The organism is Paracoccus sp. (in: a-proteobacteria) (genome assembly GCF_030538655.1).
Taxonomy (GTDB): domain Bacteria; phylum Pseudomonadota; class Alphaproteobacteria; order Rhodobacterales; family Rhodobacteraceae; genus Paracoccus.
Genome location: NZ_JAUNTO010000003.1, coordinates 93,348 through 113,791, shown reverse-complemented (window position 1 = coordinate 113,791; position 20,444 = coordinate 93,348). Strand labels below are relative to the sequence as shown.

At 66.4% G+C, this 20,444-nt stretch carries 17 protein-coding genes; 14 read left to right on the top strand and 3 right to left on the bottom strand.

Features of this window, described 5'->3' with window-relative positions; genetic code table 11:
• The first annotated feature begins 57 nt into the window (after positions 1 to 57).
• Genes Q4G22_RS03500 through Q4G22_RS03465 form a run of 8 tightly spaced genes read left to right on the top strand, consistent with a single transcriptional unit; the run spans position 58 to position 9,167 of the window.
• The gene (locus tag Q4G22_RS03500) at positions 58 to 864 is read left to right on the top strand and encodes a carbohydrate ABC transporter permease (RefSeq protein WP_303384508.1); all 807 of its coding nucleotides are present in this window, start codon (positions 58 to 60) and stop codon (positions 862 to 864) included.
• Positions 864 to 2,768 (top strand): DUF5107 domain-containing protein, encoded by a 1,905-nt coding sequence (locus Q4G22_RS03495; protein WP_303384507.1) that lies wholly within the window; start codon positions 864 to 866, stop codon positions 2,766 to 2,768. Before Q4G22_RS03500 ends, Q4G22_RS03495 begins: the two co-directional genes overlap by 1 nt.
• Positions 2,755 to 3,825 carry an ABC transporter ATP-binding protein gene (locus tag Q4G22_RS03490; RefSeq protein WP_303384506.1) on the top strand — a complete coding sequence of 357 codons (1,071 nt, stop codon included), beginning with the start codon at positions 2,755 to 2,757 and terminating at the stop codon, positions 3,823 to 3,825. The genes Q4G22_RS03495 and Q4G22_RS03490 overlap by 14 nt, the downstream gene beginning before the upstream one ends.
• Positions 3,826 to 4,746, top strand: a complete 921-nt coding sequence (locus Q4G22_RS03485) for a hypothetical protein (RefSeq protein WP_303384505.1) — start codon at positions 3,826 to 3,828, stop codon at positions 4,744 to 4,746.
• Positions 4,746 to 5,822 carry an SIS domain-containing protein gene (locus Q4G22_RS03480; protein ID WP_303384504.1) on the top strand — a complete coding sequence of 359 codons (1,077 nt, stop codon included), beginning with the start codon at positions 4,746 to 4,748 and terminating at the stop codon, positions 5,820 to 5,822. The genes Q4G22_RS03485 and Q4G22_RS03480 overlap by 1 nt, the downstream gene beginning before the upstream one ends.
• A complete protein-coding gene (locus Q4G22_RS03475) occupies positions 5,819 to 6,730 on the top strand; it encodes an ROK family protein (RefSeq protein ID WP_303384503.1) in 912 nt (303 codons plus the stop codon). The genes Q4G22_RS03480 and Q4G22_RS03475 overlap by 4 nt, the downstream gene beginning before the upstream one ends.
• Positions 6,727 to 8,001, top strand: a complete 1,275-nt coding sequence (locus Q4G22_RS03470) for a class II D-tagatose-bisphosphate aldolase, non-catalytic subunit (RefSeq protein ID WP_303384502.1) — start codon at positions 6,727 to 6,729, stop codon at positions 7,999 to 8,001. Before Q4G22_RS03475 ends, Q4G22_RS03470 begins: the two co-directional genes overlap by 4 nt.
• Complete coding sequence (locus Q4G22_RS03465) at positions 7,998 to 9,167, top strand: N-acetylglucosamine-6-phosphate deacetylase (protein ID WP_303384501.1); 1,170 nt, start codon at positions 7,998 to 8,000, stop codon at positions 9,165 to 9,167. Before Q4G22_RS03470 ends, Q4G22_RS03465 begins: the two co-directional genes overlap by 4 nt.
• A gap of 99 nt (positions 9,168 to 9,266) precedes the next feature.
• Here the strand turns inward: Q4G22_RS03465 and Q4G22_RS03460 are convergent, their stop codons facing one another.
• On the bottom strand, positions 9,267 to 9,983 hold the full coding sequence (locus tag Q4G22_RS03460) for an LrgB family protein (RefSeq protein ID WP_303384500.1): 717 nt from the start codon (positions 9,981 to 9,983) through the stop codon (positions 9,267 to 9,269).
• Positions 9,976 to 10,332 (bottom strand): CidA/LrgA family protein, encoded by a 357-nt coding sequence (locus tag Q4G22_RS03455; protein ID WP_303384499.1) that lies wholly within the window; start codon positions 10,330 to 10,332, stop codon positions 9,976 to 9,978. The genes Q4G22_RS03460 and Q4G22_RS03455 overlap by 8 nt, the downstream gene beginning before the upstream one ends.
• Positions 10,333 to 10,485: 153 nt before the next feature.
• Here Q4G22_RS03455 and Q4G22_RS03450 point away from each other — a divergent pair, with 153 nt between their 5' ends.
• From Q4G22_RS03450 to Q4G22_RS03425, 6 genes are all read left to right on the top strand, one after another.
• Positions 10,486 to 13,932: a chromosome segregation SMC family protein gene (locus tag Q4G22_RS03450; RefSeq protein WP_303384498.1), complete on the top strand. Its 3,447-nt coding sequence runs from the start codon at positions 10,486 to 10,488 to the stop codon at positions 13,930 to 13,932.
• 183 nt (positions 13,933 to 14,115) lie between these two features.
• On the top strand, positions 14,116 to 14,712 hold the full coding sequence (locus tag Q4G22_RS03445) for a superoxide dismutase (RefSeq protein WP_303384497.1): 597 nt from the start codon (positions 14,116 to 14,118) through the stop codon (positions 14,710 to 14,712).
• A 106-nt stretch (positions 14,713 to 14,818) separates the two neighbouring features.
• A complete protein-coding gene (locus Q4G22_RS03440) occupies positions 14,819 to 15,628 on the top strand; it encodes a tetratricopeptide repeat protein (RefSeq protein WP_303384496.1) in 810 nt (269 codons plus the stop codon).
• A 50-nt stretch (positions 15,629 to 15,678) separates the two neighbouring features.
• Complete coding sequence (locus tag Q4G22_RS03435; RefSeq protein WP_303384495.1) at positions 15,679 to 17,016, top strand: PQQ-like beta-propeller repeat protein; 1,338 nt, start codon at positions 15,679 to 15,681, stop codon at positions 17,014 to 17,016.
• Complete coding sequence (gene der / locus Q4G22_RS03430; protein ID WP_303384494.1) at positions 17,013 to 18,497, top strand: ribosome biogenesis GTPase Der; 1,485 nt, start codon at positions 17,013 to 17,015, stop codon at positions 18,495 to 18,497. Before Q4G22_RS03435 ends, der begins: the two co-directional genes overlap by 4 nt.
• Before the next feature lie 10 nt (positions 18,498 to 18,507).
• A complete protein-coding gene (locus Q4G22_RS03425; RefSeq protein WP_303384493.1) occupies positions 18,508 to 19,545 on the top strand; it encodes an FUSC family protein in 1,038 nt (345 codons plus the stop codon).
• On the opposite strand, the gene Q4G22_RS03420 is transcribed toward Q4G22_RS03425, so the two are convergent.
• Positions 19,538 to 20,416 (bottom strand): hypothetical protein, encoded by an 879-nt coding sequence (locus Q4G22_RS03420; RefSeq protein WP_303384492.1) that lies wholly within the window; start codon positions 20,414 to 20,416, stop codon positions 19,538 to 19,540. The genes Q4G22_RS03425 and Q4G22_RS03420 overlap by 8 nt on opposite strands.
• Positions 20,417 to 20,444 lie beyond the last annotated feature (28 nt).

The window sequence follows — 20,444 nt, the reverse complement described above, 5'->3', positions numbered from 1 at the left end:
GCAAACCCGAAGGTCCGTTCCGCACCCGGCCCCATACGTCGCGGGATTGGCAGGACGTTGACCTATCTGATTGTCGCAGGCTGGTCGTTCACATCGGTGTTCTTTGTGGTCTGGGTGATTTCGGCATCACTGAAAACCAACCGGCAACTGTTCCGCGAGCCATGGTCGCTGCCGCTGGACCCGGTGTGGGGGAATTATGTGAAAACATGGGTCAGCAACCGTTTCGGCGATTATTTCCTGAATTCCGCGCTGGTGGTGTCGGCCTCGGTGCTGGGCATTCTGATCGTCTCGGTGCCTGCCGCCTATATTCTGGCGCGGGCGAAATTCCGGGGGCGGGGGGCCATGTCCAGCTTTTTCGCCTTTGGCATGGGGATTCCCTATCCGCTGCTGTTCGTGCCGATCTTTGTCATCATGAACCAGATGCGGCTGGGCGACAGCCTGACCGGGTTGACCATCGCCTATATCGCGCTGTCGATCCCGTTTTCGATCTATGTGCTGGAGGGTTTTTTCACATCCCTTCCCAGCGAGCTGGAAAACGCGGCGGTGATCGACGGCTGTTCGGATTTTCAGGTGTTCCGGCATATCATGCTGCCCCTGGCGATGCCGGGGGTGGCGACGGTGGCGATCCTGAATTTTGTCGGGCTGTGGAACGAATATCAGTGGTCTCTGGTGCTGCTGAACAGCCCGGAAAATCGCACGCTGTCGCTGGGGATCTATGCGCTGATTACCTCGATGCAATATTCGGGGGGTGATTGGGTGGCGCTGTTTGCGGGCGTGACCATTGTGATGGTGCCGACGGTGATCCTGTTCATTGTGCTGTCGGAAAAGATGATCTCGGGCATTACCATGGGCGGTGTGAAATGATGGCGACCCTGACCGCGCGCAGCATTTCCATGCCGATGGCATGGCTTGGCCCGCCCTGTCCGATGCCGCGTTATCGCTGGCAACAGCCGATCCCGGTCAGTGATGCCCCGCCTGCGGGGCTGGCGGGGGACGAGGCCGCGCATCTGTTCAACTGGGGGGACGACAGCATCCTGCCCTATCAGGTGCAGGACCGTTACGACCGCAACCTGCGCAATGCCGCGATCAAGGTGCTGGAACTGGAAAACGACCGTTTTCGCGCACGCGTCGCACCGGGGCTGGGCGGGCGGCTGACCAGCCTGTTCGACAAGGTGCAGGGGCGCGAGTTGCTGTTCGCCAATCCGGTCTTTCGCCCCGCCAACCTGGCGGCGCTGAACGCGTGGTTTTCGGGCGGGGTGGAATGGAACGGGCTGACGCCGGGCCACAGCCCCAGCACATGCAGCCCGGTTTTCGCCGCAAAGGTGGATACGGGCAAAGGCCCGCTGCTGCGGCTGTATGAATTCGACCGCACCACCGAATGTGTCTGGCAGATCGACCTGTTTTTGCCGCCGGGGGACGGTCCTTTGGCCATTCATGGCCGGATCATCAACCCTAACGATACCCCCGCGCTGGTCTATTGGTGGACCAATATCGCCGTTGCCACGCCACCGGGCGGGCGGGTGCTGTCGCCCTGCGATCATGCCATAGAACACGTTCTGCCCGATAATCATCTGGAGCGGATGGATTTCCCGCGCAGCCCTGACGGCTCTTATCCGGGGAACTGGCGCGGGGCGGCCTCGGTGTTCTTTCGGGCGGGGCGGGCTGTGCGCAATGTCATTGCCTGTGTCGATGACACGGGCCGGGGGCTGGCGCATATCGGCAGCGCGGTTCTGACCGGGCGCAAGTTCTTTTATTTCGGCACCGCGCCGGGCGGGCAGCACTGGATGGATTATCTCAGCCAGCCGGGGCAGGGGGATTACGTCGAAATTCAGGCCGGCATCACCCCGCATCAGAACCAGCGTTTGTCCTTGGGCGCGGGGCAGGTGCTGGACTGGACCGCCGTTCTGGCCCCGGTTCAGGTTCCGGGGGCGCATGATCCCGATTATCGCCGCGCCACCGATGCGCTAGAGATGGTGCTGCCTGCGGTGGGGGAACTGGAGGCTTTCCTGCAAGATGCGGCGCGGCTGCCTGCTACCACAATCCTGTCCACCGGCGCGCCATGGGGGCGGCGTCATCAGGCGCTGACCGGGCGGATGTTGGCCGTGCACCTTGATTTCGCCACCGCTCACCCCGCCGATTTCTGGGACGATCTGGCCGAGGGGCGTGCGCCGCGCGCGGGTATGCCCGATGGCTTTGCCCTGTCGTCGCTTTGGCTGGCCCGACTGCGCGGCCTTGGCGATGACTGGCGGGCGCAGCTTTTCCTGTCTGTCGCCGCGCTGGATCGTGGCGACCGGGAACAGGCGACGGCGCTGGCCCGTGGCGCGCTGGTGCAGCACGATCATTGGCTGAGCCATCGCCAGCTTGCGTTGACCGAGCCGGATCACGCGACCGCGCATTATCTGGCGGCATGGGCGGCAGGCGATGCGCCTGCATCATTGGCGGCCGAGATTGCCGATCATCTGCGTCGGCGCGATCCGGCGGCACTGGCCGTCTTTATCGCCGGTCTGCCCCCGGATGTGCAGGATCACGAACGTATCCACCTTGCCCGCGCCCATGTCGCGGCGCAGGCGGGGGATGCCGACCTGCTGGCCGATCTGCTGAGCCGCGATTTCGCCACCATCCGCGAGGGCGAAACCGTAACCGAAGACCTGTGGAATGCGCTGATCGCCCTGCGCGGGCAGACCCTGCGCGACACCCCTTTGCCGCCGCATCTGGATTTCAGGATGGTGGCCGACGATACCGAGGAGACCCCGAATGGCGCGTGTTGAACTGCATGGCATCAGCAAAAGCTTTGGCGCACACAAGGTCATCCACGCCGTCGATCTGACCATTGAACATGGAGAATTCATCGTCCTTGTCGGTCCCTCGGGCTGTGGTAAATCCACCCTGTTGCGGCTGATTGCCGGATTGGAAAGTGTGACGGCGGGGCGGTTGGACATTGATGGGCAAGATATGACCACGGCCCCGCCGGTGGCGCGCGGCATCGGCATGGTGTTTCAGTCCTATGCGCTGTATCCGCATATGACCGTTGCCGAAAACATGGGCTTTGGCATGAAGATCGCCGGAAGGCCGCGCCGCGAGATCGCCCCCCGCGTGGCCGAGGTCGCCCGTCTGCTGCAACTGGATCACCTGCTGGATCGCAAGCCCAAGGCCCTGTCCGGCGGGCAGCGTCAGCGCGTCGCCATCGGGCGGACGCTGGTGCGCAACCCGCCGATCTTTCTGTTCGATGAACCGCTGTCCAATCTTGATGCGGCGCTGCGCGGCGATATGCGGGTAGAGCTGTCGCAACTACACGCGCGGCTTGGCAATACCATGATCTATGTCACGCACGATCAGGTCGAGGCGATGACGCTGGCCGACCGGATCGTGGTCATGCGCGATGGCAATGTGGAACAGGTCGGCACGCCGCTGGAACTGTTCAATCATCCGGCCAACCGCTTTGTCGCCGGGTTTCTGGGGCAGCCGGCGATGAATTTTGTCTCGGTTCAGGTGGCGGCCGGGGTGGTGGTGCTGCCGGGCGGGGCGCGGCAGGCGCTGCCCGACCGGGCGGCGGCGGCCGTCGAACTGGGCATCCGCCCCGAAGATGTCCGCGTCAGCGATACCCCCGCCGATCTGGCGCTGTCGGTCGATGTGGTGGAACAGCTGGGCGATGAAACCATTGCCCATGGCTGTCTGGCCGACGGTCAGAAATTCGTCGCCCGCCTTGGCAAGCAGCATCCGGTGCGGGCGGGCGAGGTGGTTCATCTGATGCCCGACACTGCCCGGCTGGCGGCCTTTGATGCGGCGGGCCAGAACCTGTTGGCCGATCCGGGGGCAGGTGTGTAAATGACCGATGACAAACAGCGCGCGGGCCTGACGCCCGCCATGCCCTCCGCTGACGAGATCACGCCTGTCGCCACCGCAAATCTGCTGCAACGGGTGCGCGCCGCATTGCCGGGGTTCAGCCGGGCGAACCATCAGGTCGGCCAGTATCTGATCGGTGCGCCTGCGGAATTCATGCATCTGCCCCTGAACCAGATCGCCGCCCGTGCCGGGGTCAGCGAACCCAGCGTTCTGCGCTTTTGCCGGGGGTTCGGTTTCAACGGCGTGGCTGATTTCCGCATCGCGCTGGCGATGACGCTGGCGCAGGGCGAGGATGCGGATACGGCCCTGATCGAACCCGCGCTGGCCGACAAGGCGATGATGAACCGCCCCCGCAAAGAGGCCATCGCCGCCGAGGCACTGCGCCATCTGGGCGATGCCCAGTCGATCCTGCTGGACGGCGGATCGACGATGCAGGTCTTTGCCCGCCATCTGCGCGAGGCACCCGGCCTGATCGTGATGACGACCGGGCTGAATGTCGCCGCTGTGCTGCATGGCGCGGCGCAGCACCGGTTGATGCTGCCCGGCGGGTTGCTGCGCCCTGAATCGCAGTCTCTGGTCGGTGAATTGGTGGAACATACGCTGGCCCGGCTGCGCTTTGACATCGTGTTTCTGGGGGCCGATGCCATCGACCCCGATTTCGGCCTGTCCACCTATAACGAGGCCGAGGCCCGCCAGAACGGCCAGATGATCGACGTTTCGGCAAAGGTGGTGGTTCTGGCTGACAGCACCAAATTTCGCGCGCCGCGCCTGCATCGTTGCTGCGGGCTGGATCGCGTCGATCTGATCGTGACCGATGACGCGATCCCCGATGATATTTACGACAAGCTGACGGATCGCGGCGTGACCGTTGTGCGCGTTGCCACGCCTGAAAGGAAGCCATGATGACCAATTTTGCAACCGAACGGGAAATCCGTCAGCAGCCGCAGGTCTGGCGCGATTTTGCCCCCGCGCTGACCGAACAGGCCGATGCGTTGCGCGCCTGGATCGCGGCGCGCGACCATGACCAGGTGTGGTTTTGCGGGGCCGGAACATCGGCCTTTATCGGCGAATCGCTGGCTGTCACGCTGAACGCCGGTCCGGGGTCTGCGCGGTTCCGGGCGGTGCCCTCGACCGATCTGGTCGGCACGCCGCAGAATTATGTGCGCGACGGGCTGCGTGTGCTGGTGGTGTCCTTTGGTCGTTCGGGCAACAGTTCGGAAAGCGTCGGTTCCCTTGATCTGCTGGATACCCATGCGCCGGGCTATGACCGGCTGCACATCACCTGCAACGCGTCCTCGGTGCTGGCGACACGGGCGATGCCGGACGGTGCGGCGGGTCAGTTCAGGGCGCTGATCCTGCCTCCTGAAACCGAGGATGCGGGCTTTGCCATGACCTCCAGCTATACGACGATGTATCTGTCGGCGCTGTCGGTCTTTGCGCCGCCTGCGGATGGCGTCGTGGCGCAATGGGGGCGGGTCGCGGATGCGGCCGAAAGCATCATCGCGCAAGGGTTCGCGCAGACGCCCGACCTGCCGGGGCGTGCGGTGTTCCTGGGTGCGGGCGCCCTGGCCGGGGCGGCGCGGGAATGCGCGCTGAAGGTGCTGGAATTGACGGCGGGGCAGGTGGTGACGATGTTCGACACGCCACTGGGCTTTCGCCACGGACCAAAGGCTGTCGTGAACGACACCACGCGCATCTTTGTTCTGGGATCGGCGTATCCGCAGACCGCGCGCTATGAGGCGGACCTGATCGACGAGCTGGGGCGGCAGTATCAGGACGGCATTGCCACGCGGCTTGTCCCGTCGGGGGGGCTGGATGACGCATGGTCGGTGCCGCTGCATGTGATCCCGGCGCAGATTCTTGCGCTGCAATGGGCGCAGGCGCTGGGGCTGAATGCCGACGATCCTTTTGCCGGGCGCAACCTGACCCGCGTGGTGTCGGGGGTGACGCTGTATCCCTTTGACCGGGGCGCGGCATGAGCGGTGCGGGCGGCATCGACGTTGGCGGCACCAAGATCGAGGCGCGGTTGCTCGACGCCTCGATGGCCGAGCTTGCCCGCCACCGTATGCCGGTGCCGCGCGGCGATTATGCCGGCGTCGTCGATGCCGTGGTCGCGATGACCGGCTGGCTGCGCGAACGGGGCGGGGCCGATCTGCCGGTTGGTGTGGGTCTGCCCGGTGTGATCGACCCGGCGACAGGGCACGCCACCACCGCGAACCTGCCTGCGACAGGCCGCGCCATCACCGCCGAAATCGCCGCGCGCGTCGGGGGCGGCGTCGTGTTTGCCAATGATTGCAAGCTGTTCACCCTGTCCGAGTCGTTGGGCGGTGCGGCAGAGGGGGGCGAAACCGTCTTTGGGCTGGTCATCGGCACAGGGGTTGGCGGCGGTGTCGTGCATCGGGGGCGGCTGGTGACAGGTATGGGCGGCCTGCCGGGCGAGGTGGGCCATTTCGGCCTGCCCGCGCATCTGGGCCTGCCGGTCCTGACCTGTGGCTGCGGCGCGCGTGGCTGCTATGAAACGCTGCTGTCGGGGGAAGGGATCGCCCGGCTGTCGGCCCATGCAACCGGCCAGCCCATCCCCGCCGCGCAGGTGTTCGCCCGTGCGGCGGCGGGCGATGCCGCAATGGTGGGCGTGACGGATCAGTGGTTCGCCCTGCTGACCGAATTGCTGCTGACCCTGAACCTGACCATTGATCCCGATGTGGTGGTGATCGGCGGCGGCGTTTCTGCCGTGCCGGGGCTGGCCGACCGCGCGCAAGCCCTGATCGACGCCCGCGTTCTGCGTGGCACCCGCGCGCCCCATATCCGCATCGCGCGGTTCGGCGATGCCAGCGGCGCGCGTGGTGCCGCCCTGTTCGCCACCCGCCAGAACGAGGTAACACCATGAAACTGCTGCGAGACACCATGGACCGCAACCGGGCGGGCCAGCCGGTCGCCTTGGTCTCGGTCTGTTCGGCGCATCCTCTTGTGCTGGCTGCCGCCATGCGTCTGGCTCAGACGCTGGATCAACCTCTGCTGATCGAGGCGACCTCGAACCAGGTGAACCAGTTCGGCGGCTATACCGGAATGCGCCCGGCTGATTTTGTGCAATGGGCGCGCGATCTGGCCCAGCGCCACGGCACCGCGCCCGAGCGGCTGTATTTCGGCGGCGATCACCTTGGCCCGCAGGTCTGGCGGCGCGAACTGGCGGCGGATGCGATGGCCAAGGCGCGCGATCTGATGCGCGCCTTCGTCAAGGCCGGTTTTACCAAGATCCACCTCGACTGTTCCGAGGGCTGCGCGGGTGAGCCCGCTCAGGTCGGCGACGCGGTTTCGGCGGATCGTGCCGCCGATCTGGCCGCTATCTGCGAGGGGGTGGCCCCCGATCCGCAGGCGCTGTCCTATTGTTTCGGCACCGAGGTTCCCCCGCCCGGCGGCGCGCGTGCGGATGAAAACCACGACAGCGTTGCGCCCACCGATCCGGCGGCGGCGGCGGCGACGATTGCGGCCCACCGCGATGCCTTTGCCGCGCGGGGGCTGGATGCGGCATGGCCGCGCATGGTGGCGCTGGTCGTGCAGCCGGGGCTGGAGTTCACGCCCGATCATGTGATCCGCTTTGACACGGATCAGCCGGATCTGCTGTCGCCGGTGCTGGACCCGCACCCCGGCATGGCGTTCGAGGCGCATTCGACCGACTATCAAGCCGATGATGTCTATCCCGACCTTGCCCGGCGGCATTTTGCCGTTCTCAAGGTTGGCCCGGCCCTGACCTTTGCCATGCGCCGCGCGCTTTATGCGCTGGACGCGCTGGCGGCGTGGCAGGGGGCGGCCATTGGCCTGCCCGCCGTGATGGAGGGCTTGATGCGCGACGACCCCGACCCCTGGGCGGCGCATTATCAGGCCGAGGGTCAGGCCCTGCGCGATCTGTTGCATTTCGGTTATGCCGACCGTATCCGCTATTACTGGACCCGGCCTCAGGCGGTGGCGGCGGTCGATGCGCTGATGGCCGCGCTGTCCGGCCCACGCCCCGCCGCGCCGGTGCTGGATCAGGTCTTTGCCCCCGCGATCATCGCACGGGCGGCTGACATGGATGATCTGCCATGGCCCGAGGCGCTTGTTCTGGCCGAGGTTCAGGGCGTATTGCTGCCTTATTTCGCATGTCAGACGGGGGCAGCATGAGCGACGATCAGGGCGCATACTGGCTGGTTCCCGCGCGGCTGTTTGATGGCCATACCATGCACAGCGGTGTGGCGGTCCGCCTGCGCGGGGCCGAGGTTCTGGAATGGGCCGCCATTGCCGATCTGGGTGACAGGGCCGATCTGCGCCACCACGATGGCATCGCCGCGCCAGGGTTGATCGACCTTCAGGTGAACGGCGGCGGCGGGGTCTTGCTGAACACCAGCCCTACGCCCGATGGGCTGCGCGCCATTGCGACAGCGCATCGCGCCCTGGGCTGCGCCTTCTGCCTGCCCACGCTGATTACCGACGCGCCCGAGGTGCTGGACCGCGCCACCGATGCCATGCTGGCGCTGTGGTCTGCCCCCGACCGGGGCGGCGTCGCGGGCCTGCATATCGAGGGGCCGCATATCTCGATCACCAAGCGCGGCACCCATGATCCGCGCTTTATCCGCCCGCTGGATGACCGCACCCTGAATTGCGTCGCCCGCCTGCGCGAGCGTGGGGTTCCGGTGCTGATAACCGTCGCCCCCGAAGCCTGCGCGCCGGGGCAGATCGCGCGGCTGGTGACGATGGGGGCGGTGGTGTCCATCGGTCATTCGGCCGCAGCGCCCGATCAGATCGCCCGCGCCATGGCCGAGGGCGCGCGCAAGGGCACCCATCTGTATAACGGTATGACCGGGATGGCCGGGCGCGATCCGGGTGTGGCCGGGGCGCTGATCGACAGCGATCTGTGGCTGGGCCTGATCGCAGATGGCCATCACGTCAGCGAAGCGATGATCCGGCTGGCATGGCGGGCGCGACCTGCGGCGGGACGCATGATCCTTGTCTCGGATGCGATGCCGACGGTGGGCGGGCCGGATCACTTTACCCTTTACGATCAGGTCATCAGGGTTGCCGATGGGAAACTGGTGAATGCCGAAGGCTCGCTGGCTGGCGTGCATATGGCATTGCCACAGGCGCTGCCCCGCGTCACCCGCATTCTGGATGACGACGGTGTGCAGGCGCTGACGGCGGCAAGCTCGACCCCGGCGGAACTGATGGGGTTGAGCGGGCTTGGCCACCTGCGCCCCGGTGCCACGGGGGGGGTCACGCTGCTAGGCCCCGATCTGACGAGGGCCGAATGGCTTGGGGCTGCGCCTGCGGGCAAGGACCGCCCGGCCCGGTAAGCTTGTGACCACGGGCAGCGTTATCTGCGATCAGGGCAGGGCAATGGTTCCGGCATCGCAGCAGCCTGCGCCGTGTTTCCTGTGTGTCTTAGATACGCATTACCCGAACAGGTGCAGCATCAGCGGTGCGATGATGGCCGTCAGCACGGCGTTCAGGCCCATGCCAATGCCGGAAAAGGCACCCGCCGTCTGGTTTACCTGAAAGGCACGGGCTGTGCCGATACCATGCGCCGCCACGCCCACGGCAAAGCCGCGCGCCCGCCAGTCGCGGACCCGCAGCAGGTTCAGCAGCGGCGTGGCGCAGATGGCCCCGATCATCCCGGTCAGCAGCACCAGAACGGCGGTCAGCGTCGGCTGGCCGCCGATCTGTTCAGCGATCCCGATGGCCACCGGCGCGGTGGTCGATTTGGGTGCCAGCGAGGCCAGCACATCGCGCGGCAGGCCCATGACGCGCCCGATCAGCAGGGCCGAGGCCACCGCCGTCACCGACCCGGCGACCAGCGCGGCGATCAGCGGCAGTGCCGCCCGCCGCACCCGGCGCAGGTTGTCGAACAGCGGCAGGCCAAGCGCCACGGTCGCGGGGCCAAGCATGAAATGCACGAATTGTGCGCCCTCGAAATAGGTGGCGTAGTCCGTGCCCGTCGCCATCAGCAGCGCGCCCAGAACCGCCACCGCGATCATTACCGGGTTCACCCAGCTTCGCCGACCCGACAGGCGGAAACAGGCGTCTCCGATCAGATAGGCGACCAGCGTTGCCGTCAGCCACAGCAGCGGCCCCTGTGACAGATAGGACCAGATCAGCACCGCGTCATTCATCGTCGGGCACCCGCGCCAGCCGTGCTACCGTGGCAAAGACCAGCGCCCCCACTCCGATAGCCAGCACCGTGGACAGGATCAGCGCCAGTGCCAGTCCGACACCATGGGCACGGATCAGCGGCAGATGCGCGATCACCCCCACGCCCGCCGGGACAAAGAACAGCGACAGATGCGCCAGCAGCCCCTGTGCGACAGGCCGCAGCCGGTCGGCCAGTGCCGGGCGGATCAGGCAACTTGCGACCAGCAGCAACAGCCCCAGCACCGGGCCGGGCAGCGGCAATCCGGCAAAGCGCGAGATCACCTCACCCGCCAGTTGAAAGCCAAGTATGATCGCCAAAGCAGGAAGCATGTTGGCTGATTAACGCAAAACCTCGCTTGTGCCACCCCCTTGTATTTTGTGGGAATGCGGCGTTGCGGCTCTATATCTTGCGTGAAGGTTGACTCGGGCGCGGGTCCCCCCGACAATCCCCGGCTAATGCACCGATTCTGATGGACCCCGCCCTTGCGCTTTGATCGCCTGCGCCTGAACGGCTTCAAAAGCTTTGTTGACCCCACGGATCTGGTCATCCGCGAGGGGTTGACCGGCGTCGTCGGCCCGAACGGCTGCGGCAAATCCAATCTGTTGGAGGCCCTGCGTTGGGTCATGGGCGAAAACCGCCCCACCGCCATGCGCGGCGAAGGGATGGAGGATGTGATCTTTGCCGGCACCGCCCGCCGCCCCGCCCGCGCGCAGGCCGAGGTGGTGCTGACCATCGACAACCGCGACCATCTGGCCCCCGCCGGGTTCAACGCCGACGACCATATCGACATCACGCGCCGCATCACCCGCGACGCCGGGTCCGCCTATCGCATTAACGGGCGCGAGGTGCGGGCGCGCGATGTGCAGATGCTGTTCGCGGATGCCTCGACCGGGGCACACAGCCCGGCGCTGGTGCGGCAGGGGCAGATCAGTGAATTGATCAACGCCAAACCCAAGGCGCGGCGGCGTATTCTTGAGGAAGCGGCGGGGATTTCCGGCCTGTATCAGCGCCGCCACGAGGCCGAGCTAAAGCTGAACGGCGCCGAAACCAACCTGACCCGCGTCGATGACACGTTGGATCAACTGGGCGCGCAGGCCGCGTCCTTGGCCCGGCAGGCCCGCGCGGCGGCGAAATACCGCGAGATCGGCGCGGCCTTGCGGCAGGCCGAAGGCGCGCTGCTGTTTCGCCGTTGGGCCGAGGCGGATGCAGCCCGCGCCGCCGCCGCCGAGGCGCTGTCCGCCGCCACATCTGCCGCCGTTGTGGCCGAGGCGGCGGCCCGCGCCGCCACCGGCTTGCGCGAACAGGCGGAATCGATGCTGCCGCCCTTGCGCGAGGAAGAACAAATCGCAAGCGCCGTCCTGTCGCGTCTGCTGGTCGAGGCCGAGGCACTGGACGAGGCCGAATCCCGCGCGGCGGATGCCATCGAAGCCTTGGGCAAGCGCATCGCGCAGCTGGACCGCGACATCGACCGTGAAACCGCGCTGAACCGCGATGCCGGGCAGATGGTGGAACGGCTGGCCTGGGAAAAGGCCGAAATTGACAAGGCACATCACGGCCATGAGGCGCGGCTTACCGAGGCCGGGACGGTCGCCGATCAGGCCGCCGAGGCGCTGACGGCAATGGAAACGAAACTGGCCGAACTGACCGGCGCCAGCGCGCGGCTGGACGCGCAGCACCAATCGGCACAGCGACTGGCGGGTGACCTGCGCGAGATGCAGACCCGCGCCAGCCACGCCGCCGATCAGGCTGAAACCGCCGCCACCCGCGCGACCGAGGCCGGAACCGCAGCCGAAACCGCCTTGCAGCAGGCCGAGGCGGTGCAATCCGATGCCCGCACCCAGGCCGAGACCGCCGAAGCCACCCTGAGTGCCGCCGAAACTGCCCGCGCCGAGGCCGAGGTAACGGAATCGCAGGCCCGCGCCGCCCGCGCCGGGGCCGAGGGCGAAGCCGCCGCGCTGGCCGCTGAAATGGCGGCGCTGCGGCGCTTGGTCGATCGTGGCCGCGCCGGGGGTGATGCGGTGCTGGATCAGATCACTGTCGCGCCCGGCTATGAGGCAGCTTTGGGCGCGGCCTTGGGCGATGATCTGCGCGCCGGGCTGACGGATACGGGGTCAGGCTGGCACAGCCTGCCGCCTCTTGACCCGGTGCAGCCGCTGCCGTCCGGTGCCGCGCCGCTGGCCCCGCATGTCACCGCCCCGCCCGCGCTTGCCCGGCGGCTGTCGCAGGTCGGGATTGCCGGGGGCAATGCCGCCGCGTTGCAAGCGGGGCTGCGCCCCGGTCAGCGGCTGGTGACACAGGGCGGCGATCTTTACCGCTGGGACGGGCTGCGGGTGATGGCAGGCGAGGCATCGTCATCGGCAGCGCTGCATCTGCAAAAGGTCAACGAACTCAAGGCGATCACCGCGCAGGCCGACACCGCTGCCCGCGCCGCCGAAACCGCCGCTGCCACGCATGAGGTGGCCCGCGCCGCGCTGACCGACGCCGCCGGGGCCGAGAAAACCGCCCGCGACACCCGCCGCGATGCCGACCGCGCGTTGTCGGATGCGGCCCGTGCCGTGTCGCGCGCGGAATCGGATCTGTCGCTGGCCCGCTCGCGCGCAGAATCCGCCCGTGCCGAACTGGCCCGCCACCGTGCGGATGCCGCCGATGCCGGGGCGCGGTTGGCGCAGGCCGACCGGGCGCTGGCCGATCTGCCCGACCGCGCCGCCGCCGCCGAGGCCGTCGAACACGCCCGCACCGGGGTCGAGGCGGCGCGCATCGCTACTCTGTCGCGCCGGTCCGCGCTGGACGAACTCAGACGCGAAGGCAACGCGCGGATCAAGCGTTTGCAGGAAATCGCCAAAGAATCCAGCGGCTGGCAGTTGCGCCTGACCGATGCGGGCACCCGCGCCGCCGAACTGTCCGCCCGGCGCGACGCTGCGGCAACCGAACTGACCACGGCACAGGCACAGCCCGCCGAGCTGGCCACCCGCCGTGCCAGCCTGACGGAACGGCAGGCACTGGCTGACACCCGCCAGACCCGCGCCCGCGCCGCGCTGGATTCAGCCGATATGGCGCTGCGTGATGCCGCTCAGGCCGAACGTGACGCCGAACGCGCCGCATCCGATGCGCGCGAAGACCGGGCCAGCCGTCAGGCGCGCAGCGACGCGGCGCGCGACGGTGAAACGGTGGCCCGCGCCCGCATCGCCGAGGAAACCGACGGCGGCACGCCTGACAGCTTGCGCGCCACGCTGGACGATGCCGCGACCGAAACCCCGGCTGCGGCTTTGGAAGATCAGATTGCCCGGCTGCGCAGCCAGCGGGATGGCTTGGGCGCGGTGAACCTGCGCGCCGATCAGGACAAACAGGAACTGGAAACCGAACGCGACCGTCTGGCCGGTGAAAAGGCCGATCTGGTCGAGGCCATCCACAAACTGCGCGCGGGTATCGGCAGCCTGAACCGCGAGGGGCGCGAACGGCTGCTGGCGGCCTTTGATACGGTGAACAGCAATTTCAGCACCTTGTTCACCACCCTGTTCGGCGGCGGCGAGGCGCGGCTGGTGCTGGTAGAATCCGACGACCCGCTTGAGGCCGGGCTGGAAATCATGTGCCAGCCGCCGGGCAAAAAACTGGCCACGCTGTCGCTGCTGTCAGGTGGCGAACAGACGCTGACCGCCCTGGCGCTGATCTTTGCCGTGTTCCTGGCCAACCCCGCCCCCATCTGCGTGCTGGACGAGGTGGACGCGCCCCTGGACGATGCCAACGTCAGCCGGTTCTGCGACATGCTGGATGAAATGACGCGGCGCACCGACACGCGCTTTCTGATTATCACCCATCACGCCGTCACCATGTCGCGAATGGACCGGCTGTTTGGCGTAACCATGGTGGAGCAGGGCGTCAGCCAGCTGGTCAGCGTCGATCTGAAACGCGCCGAGGCGCTGGTGGCCTGACGCGCCCGCCCCGTCTTTCGTTTGCAAGTATCCCACGGGGGTTCGGGGGTGTGAAACCCCCGTCTTGGGGTGCGACGGCAGTTTATCGCGAACCATGCGGAACCTGTCACGCGCCCTTGCGTTCGGTTCCAGCTTGGCCAATCATCGGGGCCGAAACGCAATCCTTTCAGAAAGGACAGAACCATGGCTTTCACACTTCCCGATCTTCCCTACGCCCATGACGCGTTGGAAGCTGTCGGCATGTCGAAAGAAACGCTCGAGTTTCACCACGACATCCACCACAAAGCCTATGTCGACAAGCTGAACGAGCTGATCGCCGGCACCGAATGGGAAGGCAAGTCGCTGGAAGACATCGTGACCGGCACCTATCAAAAAGGCGCGGTCGCCCAGAACGGTATCTTTAACAACGCCAGCCAGCACTGGAACCACACTCAGTTCTGGGAAATGATGGCCCCGGAATCCAGGATGCCGTCCGAGGTTGAAGCCGCACTGAAAGAATCGTTCGGTTCGGTCGAGGATTTCAAAAAGAAATTCACCGAAGCAGGTGTTGGACAATTCGGTTCCGGTTGGGCCTGGCTGGTCAAAAAGGCCGATGGCGGGCTGGAGATCACCAAGACCGAAAACGGCGTCAACCCGCTGTGCTTTGGGCAGACCGCGCTGCTGGGCTGTGATGTGTGGGAACATTCCTATTACATCGACTTCCGTAACAAGCGCCCGGTTTATCTGCAAAACTTCCTTGAAAAGCTGGTGAACTGGGAAAACGTCGCCTCGCGCATGTAATCCGTGCGAGGGTGTGTCTGGGGGCCTGCCGGGGGAAACTCTGGCGGGCCTTTTGGTGGTCAGTCTCTGGGCTTTTATCCGGTCTGCGGCGTGCCTGCCTTGTTGAATGGCCCGTGTTGCCCATCGTGGCCCGCATAAATTTCCGCGCTACGCCCGCCAGACCCTGCGCGGCATTGGCAAACCGGGTGCCAAGCGTATAAAGACGGGCGACAGGACAAGACAGCGGAAAGACCCGATGGCCAACCAGAACGACAGTTTCATCGACGAGGTGACAGAAGAACTGCGTCGCGACCGGATGTATGCGACCTTTCGTCGATATGGCTGGATCGGGATCGCGGCGATCCTGCTGGTCGTGGGCGGGGCCGCGTGGTTTGAATATCAGAAATCGCGCGAACAGGCGAATGCGCAGGCATTTGGTGACGCGGTGCTGGCGGCGGAACAGGCGGCGGATCAACCGGCGGCACTGGCGCAGGTCGATACCGCCGGTTCCCCGCGCCGCGCGGCGCTGACCGGGTTGCTGGCGGCGGGTGCGCAGGCCGATGCCGGGCAGGATACTGCCGCTGCGGCGCAGCTAGAGCAGGTGGCGACCGCTCTGGGCCAGAATGACGCGGCGCTGCGCGATCTGGCGCGGCTGAAACTGGTGCTGGTGCAAGGGGAAGCCATGGACCCGGCCACGCGCGATGCGCTGCTGGCCGATCTGGCCCGCCCCGGCGCGCCGTTCGAACTGTTGGCGCTGGAACAGCAGGCGGTGGCGCTGATTGGCGCGGGCCGCATTGATGACGCTGCGGTGCTGATCGGCCAGATCCAACAGCGCGACGGGCTGAGCGAAACCTTGCGCCGCCGCCTGTCCGAGACGATGATCGCCCTAGGCGTCGAACCCGATCCGGCACAGTCCGACGCGCCGACGATGAACTGAGAACACCGGGAACTGAGAACACCGGACAAACGGCCAAGAGGGACGAGGACATGACCACCTTTTCGCGCATTCGTGCCACCGGCCTTGCCGCGTTGCTGCCGGTTGCCCTGCTGGCCGCCTGCGGCGAGCGCGAGATCATCCTGCCCGGCCAGCGGCTGGACCCGCTGGCGGTGGCATCGCCCGATGGCCCGGCGGTGATCGGTGCGCCCGCGCCCGCCAGCATCGCCCTGTCGCTGCCCGCCATGCGCGCCAATGCCGACTGGACCCATCGTGCCGGGAACGCTGCCCATGATCCGGGCCATGCGGCGCTTGGCGCTGGCATGACGCTGCAATGGGCGGCGAGCATCGGTTCGGGTGATGCGCGGCGGTTCCGTATCACCGCCGATCCGATCATCTGGGGTGGCATGGTGTTCACCCTGGACAGCCGCGCCAATGTGGTCGCAACCAGCACCGGCGGCGGCACGATCTGGCAAACCAGCCTGCGCCCCGCGACCGAACGCGGCGACAGCGTTTCGGGCGGCGGTATTTCGGCCGAAGGCGGACGCATCTTTGTCACCACCGGCTATGGCGAGCTGGTGGCGCTGGACGCCCGCAGCGGCGGCATCCTGTGGCGGCAGCGCGTCGATACGGCGATTTCCGGTGCGCCTGCGGTGCAGAACGGCGTGGTCTATGTCGCGGCGCGCAATGGTGTCGGCTGGGCCGTCCGGGCCGAGAATGGCCGGGTGTTGTGGCAGACCAATGGCATCGGCGCACCAATGGGGGTGATGGGCGTGTCGGCCCCGGCGGTGTCGGGCAATACCGTGGTGTTCCCCTTTGCCTCGGGGCAGTTGCTGGCGGCGGAAACCGCTGACGGCATGACACAGTTTTCCGCGCAGGTGGCGGGGACACGCACCGGACGCGCCATTGCCGCCATCCGAGACATGACCGGCGATCCGGTGATCGCGGGCGGGCGGCTGTATGGCGGCACCTCATCGGGGCGGATCACGGCCTTTGATCTGGGCACCGGGGCTGAAATCTGGTCGGCGCGCGACGGGGCCAATTCACCGGTGGTCGTGGCGGGCGGTTCGATCTTTGCGGTGAACGATCAGGCAGAACTGATCCGTCTGGACGCCGCCACAGGCGGGGTGATCTGGCGCGTCGCGCTGCCCTATTACACCACCGAACGACCCCGGCGGCAGGATCGCATCTTTGCCAGCTATGGCCCGGTTCTGGCGGGCGGGCGGCTGTTTGTGGCCAGCAGCGATGGCGTGTTGCGGGTGTTTGATCCGGCATCCGGCGCGCTGACCGGCCAGGCGGCCATTCCGGGCGGCGCTGCGGCGGCCCCTGCGGTTGCCGGGCAAACCTTGTATGTCGTCAGCCGCAACGGCCAGCTTTTGGCATTCCGATGAGCTTTACCCTCGCTATCGTTGGCCGTCCGAATGTCGGCAAATCGACCCTGTTCAACCGGCTGGTCGGTAAAAAGCTGGCCTTGGTCGATGACCAGCCCGGCGTCACCCGCGACCTGCGCGAAGGCGCGGGACGCCTTGGCGATCTGCGCTTTATCGTCATCGACAGCGCCGGTCTGGAAATGGCCGAGGATGACAGCCTGCAAGGCCGGATGCGCCGCCTGACCGAACGCGCCGTGGACGAGGCGGACGTGTGCCTGTTCGTCATCGACGCCCGCGCGGGCGTGACGGCGGCGGATGAATATTTCGCCGAAATCCTGCGCCGCCGCGCCAAGCATGTGCTGCTGGCCGCCAACAAGGCCGAGGGCCGCGCCGGTGAGGCAGGCGCGATGGAGGCGTATTCCCTGGGCCTGGGCGAGCCGATCCGCATTTCTGCCGAACATGGCGAGGGGATGGAGGATCTGTATCAGGCGCTGATGCCGCTGGCCGACCAGATCGAGGCTGACCGCCCCGCCCCCATCGCCGCCGAAACCGATGTTGATCTGTCTGATGAGGATGCTGAAACCGGCGAAGGTGCCGACGACTGGCGCCCCAGCGAGGCCCGCCCGCTGCAACTGGCCGTCATCGGTCGCCCCAATGCGGGCAAATCGACGCTGATTAACAAGATCATCGGCGAAGACCGTCTGCTGACCGGACCCGAGGCCGGGATCACCCGCGATTCTATCTCGGTGACGACCGAATTCATGGGGACGCCCATGCGGATTTTCGACACCGCCGGGATGCGCAAGCGCGCCAAGGTGACGGATAAGGTCGAAAAGCTGTCGGTCGCCGACGGGCTGCGCGCCGTCCGCTTTGCCGAAGTGGTCGTGGTGCTGCTGGACGTGGAAATCCCCTTTGAACAGCAGGACTTACGCATCGCCGACTATGCCGAGACCGAAGGCCGTGCGGTGGTCGTTGCCGCGAACAAATGGGACTTGGAAGAAGACAAGCCGCAAAAGCTGAACGAGTTGCGTGAGGCTTTTGAACGCCTGCTGCCGCAGCTGAAAGGCGCGCCGCTGGTCACGGTATCGGCCCGCACCGGCAAGGGGCTGGACCGGCTGCACAACGCCATCCTCAAGGCGCATGAGGTCTGGAACCGCCGCGTTTCGACCGCGCGCCTGAACCGCTGGCTAGAGGTGATGACCGAAAGCCATCCGCCCCCCGCACCCGGCGGGCGGCGCATCCGGCTGCGCTATATGACTCAGGTCAAGACCCGGCCCCCGGCGTTCATCGTCAAGGCCACCCATACCGACAAGCTGCCTGACAGCTATCAGCGGTATCTGGTGAACGGGCTGCGCGCCGATTTCGACATGCCGGGAACGCCGATCCGGCTGTTTTTCCGCGATCAGGGCGACAAAAATCCCTATCGCCACAAGGCCGATAAGATTAACCAATCCGGCGCGCTGGCCAAGCACAAGAACCGGCAAAAGCCCAAGGGCATGTGACAGGTCCGGGATGAGCCGGATAGACACCCGCCTGCGCAGCGTTCTTTCCCCGGCCTTCTGGCGACTGGCCGCGATCTGCCTGCCTGCCGTGCCCTTGCTGATGACCTTCGGCGTCATCTGGGACGATGCGGTCAAGGGGCTGGTAATGGCGGGCGCGGCTTATTCGGTTGGCTTTGGTGCCGGGCGCTCGGTCAGCGGCGGACGATGGCTGGTGATTGTGCTGGCGGCGGTGTCGATCGCGGCGGCGGCCTTTCTGGGCAGTCTGGCGGGGCAGTCCTTTGCGTTGATGCTGGCGATAATCGCCGTTCTGGCAGGGGCGTGCGGGGCGCTGGCGCTGCTGAACGAAGATCGCTGGTGGATTGCGCTGCAAGTGGTCATCGCCTTTGTGATCGCCAGCTATTACCCGCAGGCCATTCCCGGCGCGGCAGAACGTGGCGCGCTGGTCCTTGCGGGGGGCGCGGCGCAGATTGCCTGCGTATTGCTGCTGGGATGGCTGCTGCCTTTGTGGGCCGCCCCGTTGCCTGCCGCTGCGCCGAAAGAGCCGCCTACCCGCGGGTCGCTGCTGCGGCATGTGCTGCGTGCGGCGCTGGCGGTGACAGGGGCGATGTGGATTGCCCGCTCGTTAGGGTTACATCACGATTACTGGGCGCCGATGGCCGCGCTGATGGTGCTGAAGCCCGGCCTGACCGAAACCCGGACCCGAGGCATCGCGCGGCTGATCGGCACGGTCGGCGGTTCGGCCTTGGCCACAGGATTTGCGCTGGCGACCGGGCAGCAGGTGGCGGCGATGCTGGCTGCGCTGACGGTGGCCGCCTTTCTGTCATTTGCGCTGCAAAAGGCGCATTACGCGGTGTTCACGGCGGCGGTCACGATGACAGTGGTAACGATGATCGACCTTGCCCAAGGCGCACCACTGGCCAATGCTGAACAACGGATCATCGCGACGCTGATGGGGGGCGGACTGGCGCTGCTTTGCGCATGGGCGCTGCGGGACCGGGCGCTGCCGACCGATCCTGCACCGGATCGGCTGGACGGCAAGGTCAGGTGATCGCGCGGACCAGAACGGCGGTTTGCGATGCGACGCCCAGCACCGCGCCGATGGCCACAGTCGGGGCGCCGGTCATGGTGGCCACGGCAATCCCGATCAGTGCCCAGATCACGCCGACGGAATAAAATGACGAATCTCCGATCATGACCTGCACCGTCGCACCCGTTCCGGCGCAAAGCAGCATCGCCATCAGACCGGCCATTTCTGCACTGACGGCCATCTGGCTGCTGACGAACCATGCGATCGCCGCATAGGCCAGCACCGTAACCCAGCCCGCGAACAACCCGACCGCGCGGCTTTGGCGCACTTCTGACCCGATCCGCTGCCCCCGCACCACTGCACCAAGCGCCGAGATCAGCATCACCACTGCCAGCCCGACGCCGATCCAGGGCCGGTCTGGTCCGATCCAGGGCCAGATTGCCCCCGCGATCAGCGCACCGGCCAGCGGGGCCAGTTCCGTGGGCGTATGGTCGTTGTGGTGCTGGGCCGCGATCTGCGGCGGGGTTGGCGGACCGGCAAAACCGCGTGCCAGCGGTTTGGCCTGTCGGCCTTTTGCATAACGCTCATACCACCAGCGGTCATGGGCCATTCGCAGGGCATGAAGGGCCAGACCGGCCCAGATCATAATCAGCAACAGCCACAGCGCGGGCGGGCCGGGGCTGAACATTTTCAGCGCCAGATTCACATGATCGCCGCCCGGTGCGACGGCCCAATAGTTCAACACCAGCGCATTGGCGGATTGATAGGCCACAGCACTGCTCGCCCGCCCGGTAAATGCAACCTCGGGCGGGTAAGTAGCAGCAAAAACAAGTCCGCCGATGACGAACAAACCGACCGCCAGAACAGTGAATATGATGCTTGCACGGTTCATGCAGGCCAACGCATCAAGCCGTCAAACG

What these genes read in the sequence shown, in the direction of transcription:
- Q4G22_RS03495 (WP_303384507.1), top strand. Translation starts at nt 864, where the DNA reads ATGGCGACCCTGACCGCGCGCAGCATTTCCATGCCGATGGCATGGCTT.
- Q4G22_RS03490 (WP_303384506.1), top strand. Translation starts at nt 2,755, where the DNA reads ATGGCGCGTGTTGAACTGCATGGCATCAGCAAAAGCTTTGGCGCACAC.
- Q4G22_RS03485 (WP_303384505.1), top strand. Translation starts at nt 3,826, where the DNA reads ATGACCGATGACAAACAGCGCGCGGGCCTGACGCCCGCCATGCCCTCC.
- Q4G22_RS03480 (WP_303384504.1), top strand. Translation starts at nt 4,746, where the DNA reads ATGACCAATTTTGCAACCGAACGGGAAATCCGTCAGCAGCCGCAGGTC.
- Q4G22_RS03475 (WP_303384503.1), top strand. Translation starts at nt 5,819, where the DNA reads ATGAGCGGTGCGGGCGGCATCGACGTTGGCGGCACCAAGATCGAGGCG.
- Q4G22_RS03470 (WP_303384502.1), top strand. Translation starts at nt 6,727, where the DNA reads ATGAAACTGCTGCGAGACACCATGGACCGCAACCGGGCGGGCCAGCCG.
- Q4G22_RS03465 (WP_303384501.1), top strand. Translation starts at nt 7,998, where the DNA reads ATGAGCGACGATCAGGGCGCATACTGGCTGGTTCCCGCGCGGCTGTTT.
- Q4G22_RS03460 (WP_303384500.1), bottom strand. Translation starts at nt 9,983, where the DNA reads ATGAATGACGCGGTGCTGATCTGGTCCTATCTGTCACAGGGGCCGCTG.
- Q4G22_RS03455 (WP_303384499.1), bottom strand. Translation starts at nt 10,332, where the DNA reads ATGCTTCCTGCTTTGGCGATCATACTTGGCTTTCAACTGGCGGGTGAG.
- Q4G22_RS03445 (WP_303384497.1), top strand. Translation starts at nt 14,116, where the DNA reads ATGGCTTTCACACTTCCCGATCTTCCCTACGCCCATGACGCGTTGGAA.
- Q4G22_RS03440 (WP_303384496.1), top strand. Translation starts at nt 14,819, where the DNA reads ATGGCCCGTGTTGCCCATCGTGGCCCGCATAAATTTCCGCGCTACGCC.
- Q4G22_RS03435 (WP_303384495.1), top strand. Translation starts at nt 15,679, where the DNA reads ATGACCACCTTTTCGCGCATTCGTGCCACCGGCCTTGCCGCGTTGCTG.
- der (WP_303384494.1), top strand. Translation starts at nt 17,013, where the DNA reads ATGAGCTTTACCCTCGCTATCGTTGGCCGTCCGAATGTCGGCAAATCG.
- Q4G22_RS03425 (WP_303384493.1), top strand. Translation starts at nt 18,508, where the DNA reads ATGAGCCGGATAGACACCCGCCTGCGCAGCGTTCTTTCCCCGGCCTTC.
- Q4G22_RS03420 (WP_303384492.1), bottom strand. Translation starts at nt 20,416, where the DNA reads ATGAACCGTGCAAGCATCATATTCACTGTTCTGGCGGTCGGTTTGTTC.